This is a genomic window from Burkholderia theae (genome assembly GCF_048565265.1).
Taxonomy (GTDB): Bacteria; Pseudomonadota; Gammaproteobacteria; order Burkholderiales; family Burkholderiaceae; genus Burkholderia; species Burkholderia theae.
This window is the reverse complement of record NZ_CP183462.1, coordinates 442,833-466,362: the sequence shown is the minus strand read 5'-3', so window position 1 is coordinate 466,362 and position 23,530 is coordinate 442,833. Positions and strand designations below refer to the sequence as shown.

The 23,530-nt window shown below is 68.1% G+C and carries 24 protein-coding genes and 1 pseudogene; 15 read left to right on the top strand and 10 right to left on the bottom strand.

Annotated elements, in window-relative coordinates:
• Positions 1-33: 33 nt before the first annotated feature.
• Positions 34-231 carry an oxidoreductase-like domain-containing protein gene (locus ACN22W_RS19640; protein WP_419689069.1) on the bottom strand — a complete coding sequence of 66 codons (198 nt, stop codon included), beginning with the start codon at positions 229-231 and terminating at the stop codon, positions 34-36.
• A gap of 12 nt (positions 232-243) precedes the next feature.
• On the opposite strand from ACN22W_RS19640, the gene ACN22W_RS19635 reads away from it, so the two are divergent.
• Both ACN22W_RS19635 and ACN22W_RS19630 read left to right on the top strand, forming a co-directional pair.
• Complete coding sequence (locus ACN22W_RS19635) at positions 244-501, top strand: hypothetical protein (RefSeq protein WP_419689068.1); 258 nt, start codon at positions 244-246, stop codon at positions 499-501.
• Entirely contained in the window at positions 486-908 is a 423-nt protein-coding gene (locus tag ACN22W_RS19630) for a RidA family protein (RefSeq protein ID WP_419689067.1), read from the top strand. The genes ACN22W_RS19635 and ACN22W_RS19630 overlap by 16 nt, the downstream gene beginning before the upstream one ends.
• Before the next feature lie 75 nt (positions 909-983).
• Here the strand turns inward: ACN22W_RS19630 and creD are convergent, their stop codons facing one another.
• The 5 genes from creD to ACN22W_RS19605 all read right to left on the bottom strand — a co-directional run bounded on the left by creD (position 984) and on the right by ACN22W_RS19605 (position 6,465).
• A complete protein-coding gene (gene creD / locus ACN22W_RS19625) occupies positions 984-2,375 on the bottom strand; it encodes a cell envelope integrity protein CreD (protein ID WP_412024173.1) in 1,392 nt (463 codons plus the stop codon).
• A gap of 103 nt (positions 2,376-2,478) precedes the next feature.
• The gene (creC, locus tag ACN22W_RS19620; RefSeq protein ID WP_419689066.1) at positions 2,479-3,930 is read right to left on the bottom strand and encodes a two-component system sensor histidine kinase CreC; all 1,452 of its coding nucleotides are present in this window, start codon (positions 3,928-3,930) and stop codon (positions 2,479-2,481) included.
• Positions 3,931-3,944: 14 nt separating this feature from the next.
• Positions 3,945-4,652, bottom strand: coding sequence for a two-component system response regulator CreB (gene creB / locus ACN22W_RS19615; RefSeq protein WP_419689065.1), 708 nt, complete (start codon positions 4,650-4,652; stop codon positions 3,945-3,947).
• A gap of 79 nt (positions 4,653-4,731) precedes the next feature.
• A complete protein-coding gene (locus tag ACN22W_RS19610) occupies positions 4,732-5,445 on the bottom strand; it encodes an SDR family NAD(P)-dependent oxidoreductase (protein ID WP_419689064.1) in 714 nt (237 codons plus the stop codon).
• Between the two features lie 111 nt (positions 5,446-5,556).
• Complete coding sequence (locus tag ACN22W_RS19605; protein WP_048245656.1) at positions 5,557-6,465, bottom strand: sterol desaturase family protein; 909 nt, start codon at positions 6,463-6,465, stop codon at positions 5,557-5,559.
• Between the two features lie 739 nt (positions 6,466-7,204).
• On the opposite strand from ACN22W_RS19605, the gene ACN22W_RS19600 reads away from it, so the two are divergent.
• From ACN22W_RS19600 to ACN22W_RS19575, 6 genes are all read left to right on the top strand, one after another.
• The gene (locus tag ACN22W_RS19600) at positions 7,205-8,293 is read left to right on the top strand and encodes a hypothetical protein (RefSeq protein ID WP_419689063.1); all 1,089 of its coding nucleotides are present in this window, start codon (positions 7,205-7,207) and stop codon (positions 8,291-8,293) included.
• A gap of 107 nt (positions 8,294-8,400) precedes the next feature.
• On the top strand, positions 8,401-8,706 hold the full coding sequence (locus tag ACN22W_RS19595) for a hypothetical protein (protein ID WP_080970799.1): 306 nt from the start codon (positions 8,401-8,403) through the stop codon (positions 8,704-8,706).
• Positions 8,707-8,753: 47 nt separating this feature from the next.
• Positions 8,754-9,467: a response regulator gene (locus ACN22W_RS19590; protein ID WP_048245653.1), complete on the top strand. Its 714-nt coding sequence runs from the start codon at positions 8,754-8,756 to the stop codon at positions 9,465-9,467.
• Positions 9,467-10,813 carry an ATP-binding protein gene (locus ACN22W_RS19585; RefSeq protein ID WP_419689062.1) on the top strand — a complete coding sequence of 449 codons (1,347 nt, stop codon included), beginning with the start codon at positions 9,467-9,469 and terminating at the stop codon, positions 10,811-10,813. Before ACN22W_RS19590 ends, ACN22W_RS19585 begins: the two co-directional genes overlap by 1 nt.
• 282 nt (positions 10,814-11,095) lie before the next feature.
• Positions 11,096-11,863 carry a DUF4410 domain-containing protein gene (locus tag ACN22W_RS19580; RefSeq protein WP_419689061.1) on the top strand — a complete coding sequence of 256 codons (768 nt, stop codon included), beginning with the start codon at positions 11,096-11,098 and terminating at the stop codon, positions 11,861-11,863.
• Between the two features lie 161 nt (positions 11,864-12,024).
• A complete protein-coding gene (locus tag ACN22W_RS19575; RefSeq protein ID WP_419689060.1) occupies positions 12,025-12,747 on the top strand; it encodes a dihydrodipicolinate reductase in 723 nt (240 codons plus the stop codon).
• A 193-nt stretch (positions 12,748-12,940) separates the two neighbouring features.
• Here the strand turns inward: ACN22W_RS19575 and ACN22W_RS19570 are convergent, their stop codons facing one another.
• Both ACN22W_RS19570 and ACN22W_RS19565 read right to left on the bottom strand, forming a co-directional pair.
• Positions 12,941-13,750: an SDR family oxidoreductase gene (locus ACN22W_RS19570; RefSeq protein WP_419689059.1), complete on the bottom strand. Its 810-nt coding sequence runs from the start codon at positions 13,748-13,750 to the stop codon at positions 12,941-12,943.
• On the bottom strand, positions 13,747-14,631 hold the full coding sequence (locus tag ACN22W_RS19565) for a molybdenum cofactor biosynthesis F family protein (protein ID WP_419689058.1): 885 nt from the start codon (positions 14,629-14,631) through the stop codon (positions 13,747-13,749). The genes ACN22W_RS19570 and ACN22W_RS19565 overlap by 4 nt, the downstream gene beginning before the upstream one ends.
• Before the next feature lie 119 nt (positions 14,632-14,750).
• Here ACN22W_RS19565 and ACN22W_RS19560 point away from each other — a divergent pair, with 119 nt between their 5' ends.
• The 3 genes from ACN22W_RS19560 to ACN22W_RS19550 all read left to right on the top strand — a co-directional run bounded on the left by ACN22W_RS19560 (position 14,751) and on the right by ACN22W_RS19550 (position 17,449).
• The gene (locus tag ACN22W_RS19560; RefSeq protein ID WP_419689057.1) at positions 14,751-15,545 is read left to right on the top strand and encodes an AraC family transcriptional regulator; all 795 of its coding nucleotides are present in this window, start codon (positions 14,751-14,753) and stop codon (positions 15,543-15,545) included.
• Between the two features lie 182 nt (positions 15,546-15,727).
• On the top strand, positions 15,728-16,687 hold the full coding sequence (locus tag ACN22W_RS19555; protein WP_419689056.1) for a DMT family transporter: 960 nt from the start codon (positions 15,728-15,730) through the stop codon (positions 16,685-16,687).
• A gap of 201 nt (positions 16,688-16,888) precedes the next feature.
• Positions 16,889-17,449 (top strand): permease, encoded by a 561-nt coding sequence (locus ACN22W_RS19550; RefSeq protein WP_419689055.1) that lies wholly within the window; start codon positions 16,889-16,891, stop codon positions 17,447-17,449.
• Between the two features lie 95 nt (positions 17,450-17,544).
• Here ACN22W_RS19550 and ACN22W_RS19545 read toward each other — a convergent pair whose 3' ends face one another.
• A complete protein-coding gene (locus ACN22W_RS19545) occupies positions 17,545-17,679 on the bottom strand; it encodes an entericidin A/B family lipoprotein (RefSeq protein ID WP_009688930.1) in 135 nt (44 codons plus the stop codon).
• A 234-nt stretch (positions 17,680-17,913) separates the two neighbouring features.
• On the opposite strand from ACN22W_RS19545, the gene ACN22W_RS19540 reads away from it, so the two are divergent.
• Positions 17,914-19,209 carry an aspartate carbamoyltransferase gene (locus ACN22W_RS19540; protein WP_412024160.1) on the top strand — a complete coding sequence of 432 codons (1,296 nt, stop codon included), beginning with the start codon at positions 17,914-17,916 and terminating at the stop codon, positions 19,207-19,209.
• Between the two features lie 132 nt (positions 19,210-19,341).
• Here ACN22W_RS19540 and ACN22W_RS19535 read toward each other — a convergent pair.
• Positions 19,342-19,497: pseudogene (locus ACN22W_RS19535) on the bottom strand (VapC toxin family PIN domain ribonuclease); the annotation flags it as partial.
• 344 nt (positions 19,498-19,841) lie between these two features.
• Between ACN22W_RS19535 and ACN22W_RS19530 the strand changes: the two are divergent.
• The 3 genes from ACN22W_RS19530 to ACN22W_RS19520 are packed head-to-tail and all read left to right on the top strand — an operon-like array spanning position 19,842 to position 23,524.
• Positions 19,842-22,085, top strand: coding sequence for a TonB-dependent receptor (locus ACN22W_RS19530; RefSeq protein WP_419689054.1), 2,244 nt, complete (start codon positions 19,842-19,844; stop codon positions 22,083-22,085).
• 3 nt (positions 22,086-22,088) lie between these two features.
• Entirely contained in the window at positions 22,089-22,844 is a 756-nt protein-coding gene (locus tag ACN22W_RS19525; RefSeq protein ID WP_419689053.1) for a tetratricopeptide repeat protein, read from the top strand.
• Positions 22,841-23,524, top strand: a complete 684-nt coding sequence (locus ACN22W_RS19520; RefSeq protein WP_419689052.1) for a Fe2+-dependent dioxygenase — start codon at positions 22,841-22,843, stop codon at positions 23,522-23,524. Before ACN22W_RS19525 ends, ACN22W_RS19520 begins: the two co-directional genes overlap by 4 nt.
• Positions 23,525-23,530 lie beyond the last annotated feature (6 nt).

The following is a 23,530-nucleotide window of genomic DNA, read 5'->3' as shown; positions in this document are numbered from 1 at the left end:
GCGGTGCATACGCGCCGCTTGCCAGAATCCGGCTCAGCGGTGATGCGGGTGTTTCGCGTGGCGCGCTTCCCACTCGGCCAGTTCGATCCGATAACGCGCGAGCGCGTCGTCGTAAAGATCGAAGACGCACGGCGAGCAGCCGCTGTTGCAGCAGTCTTCCAGTTCGGGCTGTTGAGGCGGGGTCGGACGCGGATCGTCCTCGCACGGATCGGTGGGGGCAGGCGTGGGCACGGCGAAAATCGAATGACGAAGAGCGTCCAGTATAAGGGGATGCCGCCGGGCCTGCCCGCGGCATCGCCCGACCGGCGCTGCGTTACATCCCCGGTATCGTCACCTGGTCATGGCGAATCCGCACGTCGTGCATCGATGCGCCATCATGCGTTCATCGATAATGGCGCGATTGTCGACGACGCGCTCGCGTTGCACGCCGGGTCGCCGCCATTCGTGCAGCCGCGTCTTTCCCATCGACCGACAGGAGTTGCGTCATGGCTGAAGCAGTGAATCCGCCGGAAGTCTGGGCGCCGTTCGGCGCGTTCTCGATGGCCGTGATCCAGGGCGATGGCCGGATCGTGCACCTGAAGGGACAAGTGGCGCTCGATCGAGACGGTCTGGTGGTCGGCGCCGGCGACATGCGCATTCAGGTGCGCCAGACGCTCGACAACATCCGCGACGTGCTGGCCGCGATGGGCGGGCAGATGCGGGATGTGATCTCGCTCGTCCACTACGCGACCGACATCGACGCGTTCATGCAGGCCGGCGACAGCCGCAAGACGTACTTCGCCGAGCCCTATCCGGTGACGACGACCGTTCAGGTCGAGCGTCTCTATCATCCGGAGCTGCTGATCGAGATCACGGCCGTCGCCGAAATTCCGCTGACGCGGTTTCGGCGGCCTGCACCGCACGCGTGAATCGGCGGTCGGCCACAACGGCACGCGGGCCGACCGGGGCGTTCCCGGCCGGCCGCTTGCACGAGACCCGCGTGCTTACTTCGCCGGCTCGGCCGGCTTCACGACACCCGCGCCCGACTTGTCGGCGAGCGGCTGCCAGGCGGCGCCGAGCGAATACCAGTCGACGCGGCGCGTGAGCGTCATGATGCCGGCGAGGATCGCGAACAGCAGCAGCGAACCGAGCATCAGCGCGTTGTCCTCCGACAGCAGCAGCCCGTAGAGCGCCGCATACAGCAACGCAAGCAGCGCCGCGAACGTCGCGCCGCGCTTCACGCTTTGCAGCACGAACGACAGGTAGAAACCGAGCAGCCCGATGCACGCGCCGCTCGCCGCGAGATACGCATAACCGAACGCGATGTGCTCGGACAGGCTCAGCAACAGCAGGAAGAACAGCGCGAGCGACAGGCCGACCAGCGTGTACTGGATCGGGTGAATGCGCAGCCGCTTCACGAGCTCGTACATGAAGAAGCTCGCGAACGTGAGCATCACGAACAGCGCGCCGTACTTCGTCGCCCGTTCAGCCTGCAGATAGACGTTCACGGGTTCGATCACCGACACCGAAGCCATCTCGATCGCGCCTTGCCCGTCGCCGGTCGCGACCTGCTCGCGCGCTTTCGTGTTGAACGACGTCACGTGCCAGTTGCTGGTGAAACCGCGCGCGTCGATCGTGCGCTCGCCCGGCAGGAACGCGCCGCCGAAGCTCGGATGCGGCCACGTCGACGTCAGCGAGAAATCGTTCTGGTCGGCCACCGGCGCGAACGCGACGGATTCCGCGCCCGCCAGCGGCAGGTCGATGCTGAACGGCACGACCGCCGCCGCGTTTGCGTCCGCCAGCGCCGCGAGATCGACATTCGCGTGCACGCCCTGGCGCAGGCTGTCCAGCCGCGTGCCCTGCTCCACGTCGAAGTGCTTGCCCGCTACGCGCAGGTCGGGTTGCGCCTTCAGCCCGCGAATGTCGCCGATGCCGATCGCGACATACGTGCTGTCGACCGCGAAGCTCACGTGGCCGTCGGCCTGCGGCAGCTTCTTCAGGTCAGGCAGCGCCAGCGTGCCCGTCAGCCGGCTGTCCAGCCCGTACACGAGTGCCTTGTGGATGCCGCGATAGCGCGTCTCGACCTTGAGCGTGCCGTCGACCTTCAGCGTCTTCGGAAACACGAGCAGGCGTTTCGTTTCGCTTCTCAGGCTCGTCTTCGTCGCGCCGCCGGCCGGCGTCTCGTCGCGCACGCGCGTGACTTCGGTGTAGTGCACGACGAGCACCGGCCCCGTCACCGTCTGCGGCCCGGCGTAGCTGGCCCAGATGCTCTGCAGCGCACTCTCGCGATACGCGGCGCGTTCCTGCACGATGCTTTGGACCATGTGCAGCGGGATCAGGATCAATAGCGCGAGAAACGCGGTGATCACGGACTTGAACAACAGGACTCGATTCATTGCTGACGGGTACCGGAGTGGAAGATGCGGTCAGCATGATCAGGCCCGGTGAACAGCGATTGAAGCCGGCGTGAAGCGAATGTGTGGCGAGCGTGAAGCGCGCTCAGCCCGCCGACGGCAGCGTGAGCGTCGCACACGCGCCGCCTTCGTCGCGGTTCGCGAGCGCGACCTGGCCGCGGTGCAGCGTCGCGACTTCACGGACGAAACACAGCCCGAGGCCCGTGCTGCGATCCTGCCCGTCGGGGCGCGGCAGCGAGTAGAAGCGTTCGAACACGCGCGACAGCGCGTAGTCGGGCACGCCGGGACCATCATCGGTCACGCGCACCACCGCGACCTGTGCCCTGCCCGCCGGCTGTCGTTCGAGCGCGATCCGGATCGTGCTGCCCTGCGGCGCGAAATCCAGCGCGTTGTCGAGCAGGTTGCCGAGCGCCTGGCGCAGCAGGAACGGATCGCCTTCGACGACCGACGGATCGGCGGTGCCGTTCGTATCGATCCGCAGGCTCACGCCGCGCTGGCGTGCGCGCGGCTCGATATCGTCGACCAGTTGTTCGAGCACCGGCAACAGCGCCACCGGTTCGTACACCGACAGACGCTGCTTCTGCTCGACTTCGGCCAGCGCGAGCAGCTTGCGGATCATCTGTTCGAGACGGCCGGCCTGGCGGCGGATATTCTCGGTGAAGCGCCGGCGGTTCGCGACCGGCATGTCTTCCTGCAGCAGTTCGGCCGCACCGCTGATCGCGGCCAGCGGGCTCTTCATCTCGTGCGTGAGCGTGTGGATGTAGGTTTCGACGTACTGCCGGTCCTCCAGCCGCCGGTGCATGCTTTCCACCGCGCGCCCGAGCTCGGCCAACTCGCTCGCGCCCTGCAGCGGCATCGCCGCGCGCTCGCCGGCCGCGATCGCGCGCGCATAGCGCTGCAGGCGCCGCAGCCCGAGCACCAGCCACCACGTGCACGCGGCGCCGATCAGGATCGCGCCGCCCATCAGCAATGCGCCGTACAGCATGATCTTGCGCTGGCTGCGCGCGATGAACGGCGCGACGGTCTGGTTCGGCTTCGCGATCGTCAGCACGCCGATGATCTCGTTGCCGCGCCGGATCGGCGCCGCGACGTGCATCACGGTGCTGCTGTCGTCGTTCGGATCGGCGCGCGTGCTGCGCGCGCCGTATTCGCCGCGCAGCGTCCGGTACACGTCGTTCCAGCGCGAATAGTCCTGCCCCACCGCGCCACCGTCCGAGTCGTAACGCACGATGCCGCGCGCGTCGGTGATGTAGATGCGGTAGCTGATCGTGTTCTTGTGCATGCCCCACACGTTCGCGCTGACCGGGCTCGCGTGCAGTTTTTCGAGCTGCCGCGCGAAGGCGCCGTCGGCGATATGCCCGTTCGCCATGTCGTCGGCGGCCAGCGTCGCCAGCACCTGCGCGGTGTCGACGAGCGTGTCCTCCATCGCCTCGCGCACGCCGGGCTTCACTTCCTGCACGAACACACGCAGCGTGATCAGCGCGGCAAGACCGACGATCAGGAAAAAGCCGAAGAAGATGCGCAGGCCGATATGCATGGCGGTGCCGGTCGTTACGGTTGCAGCGAATAACCCATTCCGCGATGCGTGCGGATCGGGTCGCGCTCGGGATCGATCGCGCGCAGTTTCGCGCGCAGCGTCTTGATGTGCGTGTCGACCGTGCGGTCGGCCGAATCGAGCGCCTCGTGCCACACGAGGTCCATCAGCTGTTCGCGCGAATAGATGCGCCCCGGGTGCCGGACGAGCAGCGCCAGCAGGCCGAATTCGTAGCGCGTGAGGTCCAGCGCGTGGCCGAGCCACGACACGCGCGCGCCATCGATGTCGAGCACGAAACCCGCCGCGACGGGCGCGCTTGCCGCGGCCGGCGCAGGCATCGGTTCCGGCGCGGCCGTCCGGTAGAAACGCCGCAGGATCACGCGCACCCGCGCGGCCAGCTCGCGCGGCGAAAACGGCTTGACCACGTAATCGTCGGCACCGATTTCGAGCCCGACGATCCGGTCGATTTCGTCGTGCCGCGCTGTGAGGAAGATCACCGGGACATCGGTGAAGGTGCGCAGCCGCCGGCACACTTCGAAGCCGCTGAGGTCCGGCAGGCCGACGTCCAGCACGACCAGGTCGAAGCGCGTGTCGCGCAAATGATCGAGCGCCGCCTGCCCGAGCGTGCAGTGGACAGTCTGCATGCCGTCCGTGCCGAGGGCGTAGACGATCGTGTCCGCGATCGCCATTTCATCTTCGACGATCAGGATATTGGGCTGATTCATGGTGTCAGGCTGGGCTCGCGCGTTTCCGGTGCGACATTGTACGCACGGCCGGACCGCGCGCGAGCCGGGACGCGGCGCGCTACGCCACGCGGCCATTCACCGGAATCGACGCGCCGGTGATCGCCTGCGCATCGGCCGACAGCAGAAACCCGATCGTCGCCGCGATCTGTTCCGGCCGCACCCAGCGCGTGAAATCCGCGTCGGGCATGTCCGCGCGGTTCGGCGGCGTATCGATGATGCTCGGCAGGATCGCGTTCACCGTCACACCGCGGTCGAGCAGTTCGGCCGCCAGCGCCTCGGTGAGCCGCGCGACGCCGGCCTTCGCGGCCGCGTACGCGCCCATGCCCGCGCCGGCCTTGAACGCCGCACCCGCGCCGATGTTGACGATGCGGCCGGCCGGGCTCGCGAACAGATGCGGCAGCGCGGCCTTCGACGCATTCAGCGCGGTCTTCACGTTCAGTTCGTACATGCGGTCCCACGTGGCGGCGTCGCCGTCGGCGATCGTCTGCCACACGAATGCGCCCGCGATGTTCAGCAGCGCGTCGACCCGGCCGAATTCGCGCTGCACGGTATCGAGCGCCCGCGCGGCGGCCCGCGGATCGACGAGATCGATGCCGCCGATGCGCAGCGCGTCGGCCGGCACGCCGGGCAGCACCTGCTCGGCCGACACCGCGCCGCGGCCGATCAGCGCGACGCGTGCGCCGCGCTCGGCCAGCCATGCGGCCGTCGCGACGCCCAGATGGCCGAATCCGCCGGTAATCGCGACTGCCTTGCCTTTCAGGTCATGTTCCATCGATGTTCTCTCCTGGATCGAGGGTGGCTTGATGATGCGTGAGGATATGTGATGTCGGCCTCGGCACGGGCGCGTGCGCGTGCGGCCGGCGTGCCGACAGCGTAGCGCCGTTCACGCATCCGTGCGCACGGCGACGAGGCTGCGGCGGCGCAGTTCCTCCGTCGTTTCGCCCTGATTGCCCGGACGCCAGCCCGGCGGCAGCATCACGAAACGGATCGCGGTCCACACGTCGCGGGCCGTCGCGACGTCGCGGGCGAGGCTCGCCCAGTGCTCGAGTTCGACGACGAACGGATTGCGCGAGCGGGTCGGCGTAACGAGGCCGTAGCGGCACGGCTCGTCGGCGCGTTCGGCGACATAGGTGCCGAACAGCCGGTCGAACACGATCAGCACACCGCCGTAGTTCGCGTCGAGATAGTCGAGGTTCGACGCATGGTGCACGCGATGCGCGGACGGCGTGTTGAACACGTATTCGAGCCAGCCGAGCTTCGGCATCCACGTGTTGTGCAGCCAGAACTGGTACATCAGGTTGAACGACAGGATCGCGAGCACGGCTTCCGGACGCACGCCGAGCCAGACGAGCGGCGTGAAGAACATCGCGGCGCCGGCGATCTTGCCGGTCCAGCCGAGACGGAATGCGGACGACAGCGTCAACTGGTTCGGCGAATGGTGCACCGCATGGGTCGACCAGAAGAAGCGCACGCGGTGCGACGCGCGGTGATACCAGTAGTAGCAGAACTCCTGGCCGACGAACACGAGCAGCGCGAGCGCGACGCTGTGGAGCGGGATCGTGAAGAGCCGGTGCGCCCACGCGAAATCGAAGACTGGCGTGGCGAGCGACAGCGGCACCAGCGCGAGCAGCTTGCGGCCCGCGAGATCGGCCAGCGACAGCCAGACCTCGTTCCAGTCGAACGGTTCGGGCTGGCGGCTGCGGCGCCAGGTGAGCACGGCCGCCTCGACGAGCGAGACGGCGATGATGAAAAGTGTGACGAAGTAGGCGAGCTTGCCGGTGGTCGTGAGCATGATGGGTCGTTCCTGCGGTTGAAGTCGGACGCGTCATGTGCGGCACGTGCCGCCGTCGCGTCGAATGAAGCGCACTGTAGTGGGCGCGGAACGGAAAAACCACGCGGGAAATGTGTCGCCGTATGTCGCGGTGAAGCGCGTTCGCGCGACGGACGGCGGTCGCGGGCGCTTGCGGACTGGGGGTTCGCCAGTAGATGGCCAGGCGTGAACGTGTCGCGCGTGAAGTATGTCGCCGTATGTCGTGGCGGAGCCAGCCGACCGTGTGCGCGCCGGTTGTCGATGGATGCGGATGCGCGACACACGAACACTGTGGTTTCCGAACGCCGGGCCAATCGTCGGACGGTACGTGGCTGCGACTACATGTCGAGGTGGCGCGTGCTCCGGTTCTACGTGCAGCACTATCCGCGTTCGATATGCATGGCTCAACGCAGCGCATGCATGTTTCGGTCGGCAAATATGTCGCCGCATGTCACAACGACACCGGTTCGAACTGCGCAGGACACGTGTCGATCGATACCGTTGCCTGCCTCCCCCACGCGACTGCACCGCCGTCGGCCTTGTGTGGTGCGGCACGCCGACGATCGGCGCGGCCGACGCACGCATTCTTCGTACCGAAAAAAAGCGCCCCACGTGTAACACCGCGACATCTTTTATGACGCGACTGGCGCGCGTCGCCGTCCTAAAGTTCGTCCCGTCGCCACGCCACCGCGTGCACCGAAACGAACCGCAAGGACACCCGATGAAAACCCGCTTCCTTCTCACCGCCGCCGCACTCGTCACGCTCGCCAGCGCACCGGCTTTCGCCGGCTGGTCCGGCCACGGCACGGCCTACACGCCGCGCGGCACCTACAGCGGCGCGCACGCCGGCTCATGCGGCGGCGGCAGCTGCTCGCATGCGGGCGGCGTGATCGGCCCCGGCGGCGGCCTCGCGACCAATACCGGCACCGTCACGCGCACCGCACCCGGCCAGTTCTCGAACAGCGGCACGGCCGTCGGCCCGAACGGGCGTTCGGTCGAGCACAGCGGCGACACGAGCTGCGCGAGCGGCACCTGCTCGCATACCGGTTCGCTGACGGGCTCGGACGGCCGCAGCGCGTCGACGTCGGGCAGCGTGACGCGCAACGGCCCGGGCCAGTACTCGTCGAGCGGCACGGTCACGGGTTCCGGCGGCAACACGGCCAGCCACTCCGCGTCGACGAATTGCGCAGGCTCGACCTGCTCGCGCTCGGGCACCGTGACGGGCACGGACGGCGGGACCGTCACGCATTCCGGCAGCGCGACGCGCGTGGCGCCGGGCGTCGTGACGACGTCGGGCGGCTCGACGGTCGTGCACGGCGGCACGGTCTCGACCGGCGGCACGACGGTGATCCACGGCAGCACGGCGGCAGGCGGCGCAGTTGTCGTGGCGGGGGGAACGGTGCCAGTGCCAGTTCCTGTACCCGTCGCACCGCCCCCGTCGGCCGCAGTCGTCGTGACGGCACCGCCGGCTACCGCCGCGGTCGCTATCGCGGCGCCTGCTCCGGCGCCGGTACCGGCCGCCGTCGTGGTCGCGGCACCGCCGCCCGCGCCGGCCGCCGTCGTCGTCACGCCGCCGCCGAAGGTCGTGCATGTTGCACCGCCGAAAGCCGTCGTGATCGCGCCCGCCCCCGCACCGCGCATCGTGTACGTCGCACCGCCGCCGCCGAAGGTCCTGTACCTCGCGCCGCCGCTGCCGCGTTCCGTGTACGTCGCGCCGCGCGCCGTGTATGTCGCTCACCCGCCGCGTGCCGTCGTCTGGGTGCCCGCCCACTGGGCCGGCCGCATCTGGGTGCCCGCTCACTGGGCGTAACCCGGCACCGGCTGCATCGATTCATCGACCCGTTTCGTTTTCCATCCGTTTCAGTTTCATCAACCACCCGGCCGGCGCAGACCGTCGGCCACGCAAGGAGAAACCCCATGAAGTCCATCAAGAAGATGATTGCCGTCGTCGTTTTGTGTATCGTCTCAGCAGCAGCGTCGGCCCAGCAGGTGCCGCCGGGCGCGGCGAACGGCGGTGCACGCGTCGAACATGCGCTGATGCAGTTGCAGACCCGCTTCGCCAGCGCGAACACGACGCACGACGGCAAGCTCACCCGCGAGCAGGCCGCCGCGGGCATGCCGATGGTTGCGCAGCATTTCGACGAGATCGACGCGCAGCGCAACGGTTACGTCACGCTCGCGCAGATCGCCAGCTTCATGCGCCAGCGCATGGCGGCCCGCTGAACCCGGACGACCAGTCCGGCCGCGCGGCACGCACCGGGAGGCAGCCGATGGAACAGTCCTGCAGGATCGTCGTGCTCGACGACGAAGCCGAGCTGCGCAACATGCTGCAGCGCTTCCTGACCGGTCACGGCTTCCAGGTCCGCGCGGTCGCCGACGGCAAGCGGCTCGACCGCCTGCTGCAGCGCGAACCCTACGACCTGCTGGTGCTCGATCTGATGATGGAGCCCGAGGATGGGCTGAGCGTGTGCCGGCGCCTGCGCGCGGAAGGCCACACGCTGCCGATCCTGATGCTCACCGCGAAAGGCGACGCGGCCGACAAGGTCGTCGGCCTCGAAACGGGCGCCGACGATTACCTGGCGAAGCCGTTTCTCCCCGACGAACTGGTTGCCCGCGTCCGCGCGCTGCTGCGGCGGCAGAAGATGGCGGCCGGCGAGCCGACGGTGACGTCGCAGCAGCTGCGCTTCGGCGCGTTCACGTTCGACGTCGGCCAGCAGACGCTGATGCGCGACGGCGTGCCCGTCGAAATCCATTCTGCGCAGATGCTGTTGCTGCACGCGCTCGGCTCGTCGCCGAACCGCGCGGTGAGCCGCGAGAACCTGCTCGCTCGTGCGCGCGGCCGCGACCACGCCGCACTCGACCGCAGCGTCGACGTGCAGATCCTGCGGCTGCGCCAGATCGTCGAGGAGGATCCCGGCAAGCCGCGCTTCATCAAGACGGTCTGGGGCATCGGCTACATGCTGGTGGCCGGCGTCGAGCCGTGATGCGATTCCCGCTGCCGCGCTCGCTGCTCGCGCGCAACATCGCGCTGCTGGTCGCGCTCGTCGCGTTGTCGCTCGTCTGTTCGCTCGCCGTGTTGCTGCACTACGTGCAACGCCCGCGCATCGAGCGCGCATCGATCATCTTCTCCGACTACGTGCAATTGCTCGACCGCACGCTCGCCGGCCTGCCGGCCGACACGGGCCGCACGATGGTCGTGCAGCTCGGCGGTCAGGCATCGCCGCCGCCCGCCGCGCCACCGCATGCGCCGAGCCTGGCGGCCTTCTTCCGTACCTGGCAGCGCGACGTGTTCATGCAGGCGCTCCAACGCCATCTGCCGCCCGACCTCCCGGCCCGCTGGCAGTCGGGCGACGACGAACGCCTGTGGATCCGGCTGCATGCGGCCGGCTCGCCGGTCTGGGTGCCGCTGCCGATGGCCGCCGACGCGCAGGCAAGCGGCATCACGACGGCGCTCGTGCTGTCGGTCGGGCTGGCGTTGCTGGCGGCGCTGACCGGCTACCTGATCCAGCTTCACCTGAACCGGCCGCTCGATGCGCTGGCACGCGCGGCGCAGCGCGTCAGCGCGGGCGAGCGCCCGCCGCCGCTGCCCACCGACGGCCCGACCGAGATCGCCGACGTGAGCCGCGCGTTCAACCGGATGGCCGACGCGCTGCAACAGGCGGAAGCGACCCGCTCGCTGATGCTGGCCGGCGTGTCGCACGACATCCGCACGCCGCTCACCAAGCTGCGCCTTGCGCTCGCGATGGCGTTGCCGCGCGGCACGCACGACGCGCTCACCGCATCGGCCGAACATTACCTGGACCAGATCGATACGATCCTGCAGCAATTCATGGACTACGCGGGCAGCGGCGAGCGCGAGACGCCGCAACCCGGCGACCTGAATGCGCTGATCGGCCAGCTCGTCGCGGATTTCGCCGGGCTCGGTCACGAATTCGAATTCGACGAAGGCGACGTGCCCGCGTTCGCGTTCCGCCCGATCAGCCTGATGCGGCTGCTGATGAACCTGATGCAGAACGCCGTCGTGTACGGCCGCACCGGCCTAGGCGTGCGTACCTGGACCGAACGGGGCATCGCGTACGCGGTGGTCAGCGATCGCGGCAACGGCATCGGCGCCGCGGAACTCGAACGGCTCAAGGCGCCGTTCAGCCGCGGCGCGAACGCGCGCAGCCATGCGGGCGGCACCGGCCTCGGCCTCGCGATCGTCGAGCGGATCGCCCGCCTGCACGGCGGATCGCTGACGTTTCGCGACCGCGAGGGCGGCGGCCTGGAGGCCGTCGTCGCGCTGCCGCTCGATTCGTCCGGGCCGGCGCGGCCTTCGCTGTCGGCTTGAAGGTCTGGGGAGCCCGGGAGCCTGAGGGCTTGAGGGCCCGACTGCTTCGCCGCTTCGCTGCTTGACCGCCTGACTGCTCGATGGCCGTGCGCGCCGGCCCGTGACATGCGCCGACATAATTCCTGCGTAGCGTGTCGCGCCCGACCTCCGCATACTTGCGCCTGCGTGTTGCGCAACGGCATGAACCCTCTCCCCGCCAGCGTCCACGCCCCGCTTCCGATCGTTCGCGTTCCTGAATGCCGCGACAGTATCGGCATCCTTATCCAGGCCACGGAGATCGACATGTTCCCTTCCCTTCACGCACTGACCGCCCACGCCAAACGTCTGACCAGTGCCGCGCTGATCGCCGGCGCGCTCGCGATGACCGGCTGCGCATCGACCGCGACAACGGCGACCACCGCCGCGCCGGCAGCCCGCACGCTGCCGCAGGTTCATGCGGATGTCGTCTATGTGTCCCCGTTCGATGTGGACACGACCGACGTCAAGGTCGACGGCGGGATGATCAGCAAGCTCGCGACCCTCGCGAAGGGCTCGTCCGCCGACGTGCAGCGCCAGCAGAGCGCGCTGAAGACCCGCGAGCAACTCGCCGACGCGCTCGTGCGCGAACTCCGGTCGCAAGGCATTCCCGCGCTGCGCGGTCCGGCGCCCGACGGCCGCGACGCGCTGGTGGTCGAAGGCCGGTTCGAAACGATCGACGCCGGCAACCGCCGCCGCCGCATCCTGATCGGGCTCGGCGCGGGCAAAAGCGAAGTGGGCGCGTCGGTCACCGTATCGTTCCAGCCGGCCCACGGCGCACCGCAGCCGCTCGACACGTTCTCCGTCAGCGCGAACAGCGGCCACCTGCCCGGCATGGTCGAAACCGCCGGGGTCGGCGCGGCGGCCGGCCGCCTCGCGACGTCGGCGGCGGTCGGCGCCGGCCTGCACGGCGCGTCGGAAGTCAAACACGACACGGTGGCGTCCGATACGGACCGCCTTGCGCGCTCGATCGCGAAGCAACTCGCCACGCAGAACACGGCGAACGCGTGGCTGCCGACGGTGTCGGCGAGCTGACGCGCCGCGGCTCCGCACGCGCGGCCCGGCAGGCGCGCTTGCGGGCGGCCGGGCATAATGCGCGAGGCTGGCCCGGCGCGGCGCGCGACACAGCCATGCAGGGCTACCCGACGGCCCGCGTCGTTCCCGTCTCGAATCCTGAACTTCAACTCGTCAATCCCATGCAAGTACTCGTCGTAGGAACCGGCAAGCTGGCCAACGAGCTGCTCGGCTCGCACCGGCTCGATCCGGCAACCTGTCGCGTAATGCCGTGGTCGGATCGCGCGCAAAACGATGCGCGGCATAACGACGCCCGACGTAGTGACGCCCAGCGTAGCGACGCCCGATCGATCGTCGTGCATGCCGGTTCTGGCCGCGAACTCGCCGACGCGATCGCGTTCTGCCAGTCCACCGCGTCGCCGCTCGTCGAACTGTCCACCGGCTCCGACCTCGAAACCGGAACGCACGATTTCCCGATCGTGCTCTGTCCGAACACGAACATCCTGATGCTCAAGTTCATGAGCATGCTGGAAACCAGCGGCCACCTGTTTCGCGACTGCGAGATCAGCCTGTCGGAGTCGCATCAGGCAGGCAAGACGTCCGTCCCCGGCACGGCCGTCGGAATCGGCCAGTCGCTCGGCGTGCGGCCTGAGGACATCCGCTCCGTGCGCGACCCGGACGTGCAGCGCAACGAATTCGCGATCCCCGACGATCAGCTCGGCCGCCATGCGGTTCACCGGATCCGCATCGACGACGGCGCGTGCAGCCTGCAGTTCGAATCGCGCGTGTACGGCGATACGCCCTATGCGGATGGCGTATCGCGGATCGTCGAAGCCGTCGGGCAGCACGATCTCGAGCCCCGCCGCTATTCGATCGTCGAGTTCATCCGGAACGGCTGGCTGTAGTCGCGACGATGCGCTGCGCGGCCGACGATGGCGCCGCAGCAAGCAGCTTGCCGGCCGTGACCTCGTCGCGGCCGGCGTTCTCGCAGTTCTCGCAGTTCTCGCAGTTCTCGCAGTTCTCGCAGTTCTCGCAGTTCTCGCAGTTCTCGCAGTTCTCGCAGTTCTCGTCGCTCTCGTCGCTCTCGCCGGTTCTCCGTTACCCGTCTCCCAACACCGCCCCGCTCTCCGGCAACGTCGCGCCGCCGTCAACGACGATCGTCTGCCCGGTGATGTACGCGGCGTCCGCCGAGGCAAGAAACAGCATCGCGTTCGCGATGTCCTCCGGCTCGCCCATCCGCGCAAGCGGAATGTCGCGCGCGATCTGCGCCGCGACCGACGCGTCGCCGAGATTGCCGGCCGCCGGCGTACGGATCATCCCCGGCTCGACGCCGTTGACCGTCACGTTGCGGCGCGCGAGCTCCAGCGCCGCCGCGCGAATGAAGCCGTTCACGCCGGCCTTCGACGCCGCGTAATGCGCGAGCCCCGGATAGACGACGCGCGGCCCCGTCACCGACGACGTGACGAGCAGCCGCCCGGCCCCCGCGCGCTCGAATGCCGGCATCGCGGCCTGCGCGAGCCAGAACAGCGCCGACAGGTTGACCGACAGCGTCCGTTCGAGCGTCGGCGCGTCGATCTGCGCGAATGGTGTCAGCGGAAAATACGCGGCATTGTGGACAACCACATCGAGCCGGCCGCCGTCGCGCTCGACCGCCGCGACCAGCGCGCCCAGTTCGTCGCGGCTGGCGGCGTCCACCCGATAGGCACGCGCGTCGCCGCCCGCGCTGGCAAGCGTGTCGGCCTGCGCGGCGGCCGCCTCGCCGTTCAGGTCGGCGAGCGCGACGAACGCGTCGGATTCCGCGAAACGGCGCGCGATCGCCGCGCCGATCCCCTGCGCGGCGCCCGTGACGAGCACGACGCGCCCGCTGAAATCCGCACGCAGGCGGCCGCTGCCCAGCACGGCATTCATCGCTGCGCCTCGCCGCCGAGCGGATGCACGGTTTCGTTCAGCACCTGTGCATGGGCGCCGATCGGGAAGTTCGACAGCGTGCCGAAATCGCCGCCCTGGTAACCGAAGATCTTGCCGTCGGTCTTGCGCTGCGCGAGATCGATCAGTACGACGCCGAGCGTCGGTATCACCTTTTCGCGCCACACGAACAGATACAGCGCGTCGGCGATCCTGAAGTAATGGCAGCGGTCGACATCGGCCAACCCGCCTTCGACGCCCTGCAGGCACTGCCACGCGTAGAAGTTCTCGTTCAGGTAGATGTGCTCGTAACATTCGGTCGGGCTGTAGCGGTACATCGTGCGCTTGCCGATCAGTTCGCGCGTCGGCCCGTGCAACGGCCCCGGCTGCGCGTGGCCGCCGAGCGTGCCGTGCCGGAACTCCGCGTCGACACCTGTGAGCGGCAGCCCGCGCGCGACACGCGTGAATGCGTCGATGCGCGTGTCGGCTTCGGTCGGCAGCACGCCGACGACCGACGTCCACACGCCGTTGTCGAAATCGATCACGAGACTGACCGACGTCGCGCGAGCAGCCGAATCGATGTAGTCGACGAAGTACAGCCCATCGCGCAGCCGCGTCACGCGGCACGGCTCGCGGCCGCCCGTGTCGGTCGCCGCATTGCGCCACTGCAGCGCGCCCGGCTCGAACGTATAGACGCGCCACGCGCCCGATGCGTCGCCGAGCGCCACCGTGCGCCCGGCGAGCGCGTCGACGGGGGCGAGGATGTTCGCTTCCGGCGCGAAGCCGTCCGCAAGCGCGCCAACCTGAATGAATACCGGATCGTGTCGTTCCACCTGCCGTCTCCCGCGCAGCTTCAGGCCCGGCGGGCCGTGTACGCTGCTCATGTGCACATGGTGCGGGCTGCGCGCGCCGCGCGGTATCGGCCAAAAGGATGAAGGGCGCGCCGCGCCGGAACGCGCTAAAGTGCACGTCATCCGCGCCGCAACCGGCGCGAGGAGCGCACATGCACCGTGTCACCCACTACCGACGGACCGGCGAAGGCATCGAGGCGATCAGCCTCGAATCCGACCGCGCGTTTCCGCGCCACGCGCACGACGAATTCGGGGTCGGCGTGATCGTGAGCGGCGCGCACCGGTCGTGGAGCGGCCGCGGGCAGGTCGACGCGCTGGCAGGCGACGCGATCATGGTCAACCCGGGCGAGATGCACGACGGTTCGCCGATCGATGCCGGCACGGGCCGGCGCTGGCGGATGCTGTACCTCGCGCCCGCGCTGGTCGCGGGCGTCGCGGCGGAAGAAGGCCTCGGCGGCATCGAGCTTGCGCATCCGGCGGTGCGCGACACGCGGCTTGCCGCCGCCGTCGGCCAGCTGCATGCGCGCATCGTCGCAGGGGAAACCCAGCCGCTCGCCCGCGACGAGGCGCTCGTGATGCTGGTCGCCGGGTTGCTCGCCCGGCACGCGAACCGCACGCTGCCGGCGGCCGGCGTCGCGCCGGCGATCCGCGTCGCCCGGGAGCGGCTCGACGCGGCACCGGCCGCCTCCGTTTCGCTCGCCGAGCTGGCCGGCCTGAGCGGCGTGAGCCGCTTCCAGTTGCTGCGCGGGTTTGCGCGCGAACTCGGCATCACGCCGCACGCCTACCTGATCCAGTCGCGCACGCGGCTGGCGCGCGCGCTGCTCGCCAGCGGCCTGCCGATCGCGGATGCCGCGGCCGAGGCCGGTTTTGCCGATCAGAGCCACCTGACGCGTGCATTCGCACGCCAGTTCGGGATCACGCCGGGGCGGTTCACACAGGCCGTTTGACGCTGCCAACATCCCGGCGCGAGGCCGCCGGGTACACCGTGTGCGAAGGCGGTTGCCGCATCGACCGCAGCAGCCCCCATGCCGCCGGTGCGGGCACGCAGCGCACCGCATTCGACACGCTCGCACGTCCGCTGCAATTTCGTTCAAGACGCGCACAGCCGCCGTACGCGACGATGCGGCGCATGAAAACACGACTGATTGGCTATCTCTATCTCGCCGCCGCGATGGCGGGCGTCGGCAGTACCGTCATCGCGAGCCGTCTCGCGGCCGGCGGCCTGCCGCCGTTCGCTGCCACGGCGCTGCGCTTCCTGATCGCGACCCCGCTGCTGTTCGCGCTGATGCGCGCGCAGCGCATGCGCTGGCCGCGCATTTCCGCGCGCGACGGCGTGCTGCTCGTCATCCAGGCCGCGGCGGGCGGCGTCGGTTATACGGTGCTGCTGATCAGCGGCACGAAGCTGTCGTCGCCGCTCGACGCGGGCGTGATGCTCGGCACGCTGCCGGCAATGTCGACGCTGATCGCGGCCGTCGTGCTGCGCGAGCGGCAGACGCCACGCGACTGGCTGGCCGCCGCGCTCGCCACGGCCGGCGTCGTGTTCGTCACGTTCGCGCCCGGCCAGGCGATGCCGTCGCTCCAGACGCTTGCCGGCGATGCACTGGTGCTGGCCGCCGTCGCGTGCGAAGCCGTCTTCATCCTGCTCAACCGGCGGCTTGCCGCGCCGTTGCCGCCGCTTGCGCTGTCCACCGCGATGTCGGGCCTCGGCTTCGTGCTCGCACTCGTGCCGGCCGCGTTCGAATGGCGCGCGGTGGCAAGCGGCTGGACCATCGGCGCCGTATCGGCGATCGCCTACTACGCGCTGGTGCCGACCGTGCTCGGCTACCTGTGCTGGTACGCGGGCTCCGCGCGCACGAGCGGCACCGAAGCCGCGCTGTTCACCGCCGTCGCGCCGGTCTCGGCCGTGCTGTTCGCGGTCGCGCTGTTCGGCGAGACGCTGAGCGGCACGCGTGTCGCCGGCATCGCACTCGTCGTCGCGGGCATGCTCGTCGGCGCGACGCGGCGGCGCGAACCGCCCGGTCAGGCACGTGAAATAAAGCCGGTACAACCGGCCGGCCCCGCACCCTCCGCGCAAACGGCAGCCGACTGATTCGCGTTCATCGCGCTATGGCGGAAACGACGGTCGCACCGTCCCGTCACACGGCCTGTCGGCTCCCTGCGTTCCCGCGATGCCGGCAGCAGTTGTAGGAATGTGTCCGCACACCGCAAAACCGTTGCGCGCCACCCCGCAAGATGCAATATTCGCGTGGCCGGGACCTTTGACAACCATCGAACAACAATCTGCCAAGCAATGAACAGGAAGGAAGCCAAAACAAGAATCGCGGTGCTGCTGTCCGCGGGAACGAGGAAGGCCGACACGCTGGCCGAACTGTCCGGACAGGGGCTCAAGGATCGCGTGCTCGCCGGCCTGATCGCGTCGCGCCCCGATCCCGAACGCTGCCGCAAGAACAAGGTGCACACCTGGATCCTGGTCGCGCTCGGCATCGCCCAGCTGGCGATCAGCCTGATGCTCGCGTATTACTTCTCCGCAGCCGCCGGCGACGCCGGCGCATCGGGCGGCTTCGTCGCGCTGTTCCTCCTGCTGACCGTGCCGCTGTCGTTGCTGTTCATCTGGGGCTTCGCCACCCATCGCGTCGGCGCGTATCACGCGTTCATCCTGCTGTCGCTGCTGCAGCTGCCGAAGACCATCGCCGGTCTCGGACGCGATCCGTCGACCGCGCTGCCGGGCCTCGTGGTCACGCTCGTACTGGTGGGCTACGTCTGGTTCGTCCGCAACCGGATGTTCCCCGACTACGGCTGGTTCACGCCGCGCAAGGTCGAAGGCCGCTACGCATTTGTGGAAAACGCCTGACGCCGACGGCGTCGACGCAACCCGAAAAAAAGGCGCCGGGCCGCCCCGCAATCGCGGGACGGCCCGGCGCCTTCTGCATTCGGGAACCAGTCGGCTTACTTGGCCTTTTCGGCCGTATCGCTGATCGCCTGGCCACCCTTCGAAATATCCTGGCCCATGCCGGCGACCGTATTGCAACCGGCGAGCGCGGCGGTCACCACCAGCAGCATTGCAGCAATCGTACGCGTCATTCTCATCCTCCTTCGAATCAACAAGCCCGACCGGGCGAATCGTCTGCGGCGTGGTGCCCGGCAAGATGCGGGGCACGGGGCCTGACCTGATTATACGGAGACGGACGCCGCGCGCCAGTACGAACCCGCCGAGTGTCATGCGAGCCGCACAACCCGTTCGCGCAGATTTTCCTTGACTTCATTGCGCCACGAACTAATATACGCATCGCGTATATTTTTCGTCAGGAGCCGCCGATGACCGTTCCCCAGCAAGCCTTCCTACGCGACGCGATGCGCCGCCTCAACATGACCCGCGAAGCGTTCGCCAATCGCATCGGCGTCAGCCGGCGCGCGCTGGATACGTGGTTGCTGCCCGACGATTCGCAGGAATCGCGCGGGATGCCCGAGATCGTCGAGCGCTTCGTATCGGAAATCGTCGAGCGTTCGGCACCGGAAGGTGGCGGATATACGCAAAGCGTAGATAATCAAGGGCTCGCAAGGCAGTTCTTTTTCGAGGGCAAGCCGCAGCTGCTGTCGGTCGACCAGTTCTCGCGGGAATCGGTCGAGGCGCTGTTCCGCGTGGCCGACGTGATGCAGCCGATCGCGCGGCGCCACAAGATTTCGCGCGTGCTGGAAGGCGCCGTGCTCGGCAACCTGTTCTTCGAGGCCAGCACGCGCACGCGCGTGTCGTTCGGCGCGGCCTTCTGCCGGCTCGGCGGCTCGGTGTGCGACACGACGGGCTTCACGTTCTCGTCGATGGCCAAGGGCGAATCGATCTACGACACGAGCCGTGTGATGGCCGGCTACGTCGACGCGCTCGTGATCCGCCACCCGGAGAAAGGCTCGGTGGCCGAGTTCGCGCGCGCGACCAACCTGCCCGTGATCAACGGCGGCGACGGCCCCGGTGAGCACCCGAGCCAGGCGCTGCTCGATCTCTATACGATCCAGCGCGAGTTCTCGCGGCTCGGCAAAATCGTCGACGGCGCGCACATCGCGCTGGTCGGCGACCTCAAGTACGGCCGCACCGTGCACTCGCTCGTCAAGCTGCTCGCGCTGTATCGCGGGCTCAAGTTCACGCTCGTGTCGCCGCCGATGCTCGAAATGCCGGCCTACATCATCGACCAGATCTCGACGAACGGCCATGTGATCGAACAGACGACCGACCTCGCGGCCGGGCTGCGCGGCGCGGACGTCGTCTACGCGACGCGAATCCAGAAAGAGCGCTTCACCGACGAGTCGTTCGAAGGCTACACGCCGGATTTCCAGATCAACCAGGCGCTCGTCGACTCGGTCTGCAAGCCCGACACGCTGATCATGCACCCGCTGCCGCGCGACAGCCGGCCGGGCGCGAACGACCTGTCGGTCGACCTGAACCGCGACCCGCGCCTCGCGATCTTCCGGCAGACCGACAACGGGATTCCGGTGCGGATGGCAATCTTCGCGGTACTGCTCGGCGTCGAGAACCTCGTCCAGCATTCGATGCGCGACGCGACGTGGCGCCCGCCGGCGTACCTCGGGCCGGAGGACGCGGTGTTTCACGGGGTTGATTAAGCCGCACCGAAGGTATCGCGCTCGCCTGCCATCGCTTCAGATTGGCGGGCGAGCTTGCCTGAAACAAAACGCGCCGCATCGCACGGCGCGTTTTTCAATTGCGGCGCAGCCGGTGGGGCCCGCAACCGGAAACTAACACGCCCACGGGTCGATCACGCGAACCCCCATCGCCTCGAACGGTGTGACGTCGCGCGTAGCTACGATCAGGCCGCTTGACTCGGCCGTGGCAGCGATAAAACCGTCGGAAGGTGCGATCGCGGTGCCGGCGGCACGAGCGCGCGCGAGAAGGCTCGAACGGTAATCACAGGCATGATGCATCCCTTCAAAATGCTTTCAATGCAGCCATCCTGGCATTTTGCAGTCACATGGATTGCCTCGCGACATAACCACTCTAACCCGCTCAAAGAGCCCGCCATACTCGGCCAATCGGCCATTTCCCATCCTCAAACCGCTCCCCAACCACCCCGTAACATTCGTCAACAATCCCCTTACAAATACAAACAAGAACGCTTCTCATTCAACGGAAAATTACATAGAATGCCGCCTGAAAACAAATCGTAATAATTCCCGGCGGCATGCACATTTCCGCAGCGCACCGCTCCCGGGGCCACATCGCGAGGTCGAAGCGCACCATGAAGTCCCGTCCCGACGAGTTGAAGCTCGGTAAATTCACCACCCTGTGCAGCGTGCTCGCCGCGAGCCCCGCTTTCGCCGACGGCACGCCGCCTTCGGCCCCGTCCAGCACCGAAGGCCATCTCGCGCCGATCGAGATCCAGGGCAAGACCGAGCACAGCTACAAGGCCGACTTTTCCGCTTCCGCGAAATTCACCGCGCCGCTCGTCGACACGCCGAAGTCCGTCACCGTGATCCCGCAGGAACTGATCCGGAACAGCGGCGCGTCGACGCTGACCGAAGCGCTGCGCACCGTGCCCGGCATCACGTTCGGCGCCGGCGAAGGCGGCAACCCGCTCGGCGACCGTCCGTTCATCCGCGGCTACGACACGCAGGGCAGCATGTTCGTCGACGGCATGCGCGACACGGGCGCCACGACGCGCGAGATCTTCAACACCGAGCGCATCGAGATCACCAAGGGTTCCGACGGCGCGTATGGCGGCCGCGGCGGCGCTGGCGGCAGCATCAACCTGATCACGAAGGCCCCGCACCTCGGCACGACGGCCAGCGCGAGCGCCGGCCTCGGCACCGACCGCTATCGCCGCTTCACGGCCGACGGCAACTGGCAGTTCGCCGATCACGCCGCGTTCCGCCTGAACCTGATGAGCCACAACAACGACGTCGCCGGCCGCGACGCCGTCAACAACGAGCGCTGGGGCGTCGCGCCGTCGATCGCATTCGGCCTCGGCACGTCGACGCGCGTGACCGCGAGCTACTACCACCTGTCGACGGACGACATGCCCGACGGCGGCATCCCGTACTTCTACACGACGTCGAACAAGCCCGCGAACGTCGGCACGATCTATCCGGCACCCGTCGATCGCCACAACTTCTACGGGCTGATCGACCGCGATTTCCGCAAGACCACGTCGGACATCAGCACGATCAAGATCGAACACGACATCACGTCGTCGCTGACGGTCCGCAACACCACGCGCTACACGGAATCGACGCAGGACTACATCTGGACGCAGCCGGACGACAGCCAGGGCAACGTGGTCAACGGCAAGGTCTGGCGCCGCAACAACAACCGCGACAGCTCGATCAACAGCATCGCGAACCTGACCGAGCTGTTCGGCGAATTCCGCACCGGCCCGTTCAAGCACAGCTTCACGACCGGCATCGAGCTGACGCGCGAATGGGGCAAGCGCGATACGTACAACGTCGCCACGGACAACGGCAAGGTCTGCCAGAAAGGCATCGGCGCGGCGTCGGGCTACAACTGCACGAGCCTGTGGTCGCCGAACCCGAACGACCCGTGGGCCGGCTCGATCACGCGCGCCAACGACTACGCGCATGCACGCACCACGACGAAATCGATCTACGGCTTCGACACGATCGAGATCACGCCGCGCTGGCAGGTCAATTCCGGCGTGCGCGTCGACGACTACTCGACCCGCTTCACCGACACCAAGGCGAACGGCGGCAAGACCTATACGCGCGACGACACGCTCGTGAACTGGCAGGCCGGCCTCGTGTTCAAACCCGCGCAGAACGGCAGCATCTACGCGTCGTATGCAACGTCGTCGACGCCGGCCGGCATGATGCTCGGCGAAGGCAGCGAAACGCAGTCGCTCACGCCGGGCCGCGGCGGCGTCGGTCCTAACGCCGATCAGCTGTCGCCGGAGAAGAACCGCAGCATCGAGCTCGGCACGAAGTGGAACGTGCTGAACGACAAGCTGTCGCTGACCGCCGCGTTGTTCCAGATCGATACGACGAACGCGCGCGTGACGCTGCCGAACAACCAGTACGCGATGGTCGGCAACAAGCGCGTGCAGGGCCTCGAGCTCGGCGTCGCCGGCCAGATCACGAAGCAGTGGCAAGTGTTCGGCGGCTATACGTACATGAAGAGCGCGCTGCGCGACAACGGCAAGGACAGCGCGAACGACGGCAACCGCTTCCCGAACACGCCGAAGCACAGCCTCACGATGTGGTCGAACTACGACGTGACGCCGAAGTTCACGGTCGGCGGCGGCGCGTTCTACATGTCGGAAGTATTCGGCGATCCCGCGAACCTGCGCGCCGTGCCGTCGTACTGGCGCTTCGATGCGATGGCGCAGTACCGGATCAACAAGAAGCTCGACCTGCAGCTGAACGTGAACAACCTGTTCAACCGCACGTACTTCGATCAGGCGTATCCGGCGCACTACGCGTCGATCGCACCGGGCCGCTCGGCGTTCGTCACGCTGAACGCGCGCTACTGATCGATGGAAGCCGTATCGCTGAAGGCGCTCGCGTCGGTATCGCCGCGCGAGTTCGCCGACATCCTGGCCGGGCCGCCCGAGCGTGCCGCCGCGTGGGTCGCGGCGGCGGCCGATAACGGCATCGTCGATGCGCAGGCCGTCTACGGGCAGTACCTGCTCGACGGGCATGGCGTGGCACGCGATCCGGCTGCCGCGTTCAACTGGTTCCGGCACGCCGCGCGGGCCGGCCATCCGATGGCGATGAACATGCTCGGCCGCTGCTACGAGTTCGGCTGGGGCACGGCCGCGTGCGCGCCGGTCGCCGTGTACTGGTACCGGCTCGCCGCGCAGGCCGGGCTCGACTGGGGCATGTACAACTACGCGACGGCACTCGCGCTCGGCAACGGTGTCGACGAGAACCGCACCGACGCGCTCGACTGGTTCCGCCGCGCGGCCGGGCTCGGCCATGCGAAATCGATCAACCTGATCGGCGGCTTCTACGAGGACGGCTGGGTCGTGTCGGTCGACACCGACGCCGCGTTCGACCACTATCGCCGCGCCGCCGTTGCCGGCGATTTCCGCGGCCAGTTCAACCTTGCGCGGCTGCTCGCCGAGCGCGGGCAGATCGACGAAGCGATCACGTGGCTCGCACGCGTGCCGGCCACCGCGACGCCCGCATTCATCGCGAAGATGCGCGCGTATCTCGCGTCGTCGCCGCTCGACGCATTTCGTGCGGCGGCGATGCAACTGGCGCCGCACGTTATGGAATCCGCAACATGATGCTTCATATCCCCGGCGTACTGACCAAGGCGCAGGTCACGCAATGCCGCGACGTGCTCGATGCGGCCGAATGGGTCGACGGCAATGCAACGTCCGGCGCGCAGTCGGCGCTCGCGAAACGCAACCGGCAATTGCCGGAAGGCTCGCCAGCGGCGCGCGCGGTTGGCGACGCGATCCAGGATGCGCTCGCGCGCCATCCGCTGTTCTTCTCCGCGGCGCTGCCGCTCAAGGTGTTTCCGCCGCTGTTCAATCGCTATGAAGGCGGCGAGACGTTCGGCACGCATGTCGACAACGCGATCCGGCTGCTGCGCGGCACGGATTTTCGCGTGCGCAGCGATCTGTCGGCGACGCTGTTTCTCGAGGAACCCGATGCGTACGACGGCGGCGAGCTGTGTGTCGAGGATACGTACGGCGTGCATCGCGCCAAGCTGCCGGCGGGCGATCTCGTGCTGTATCCGGCGTCGAGCCTGCATCACGTGACGCCCGTGACGCGCGGCGAGCGCGTCGCTTCATTCTTCTGGATTCAGAGCATGGTGCGCGACGATGCCGATCGCACGCTGCTGTTCCAGCTGGATACGCAGATTCAGCAGCTCTCCGCGGACAAAGGTGGGCGCGACCCGGGCGTGATCGCGCTTACCGGGATTTATCACAACCTGCTGAGACGGTGGGCGGATACCTGAGCCATG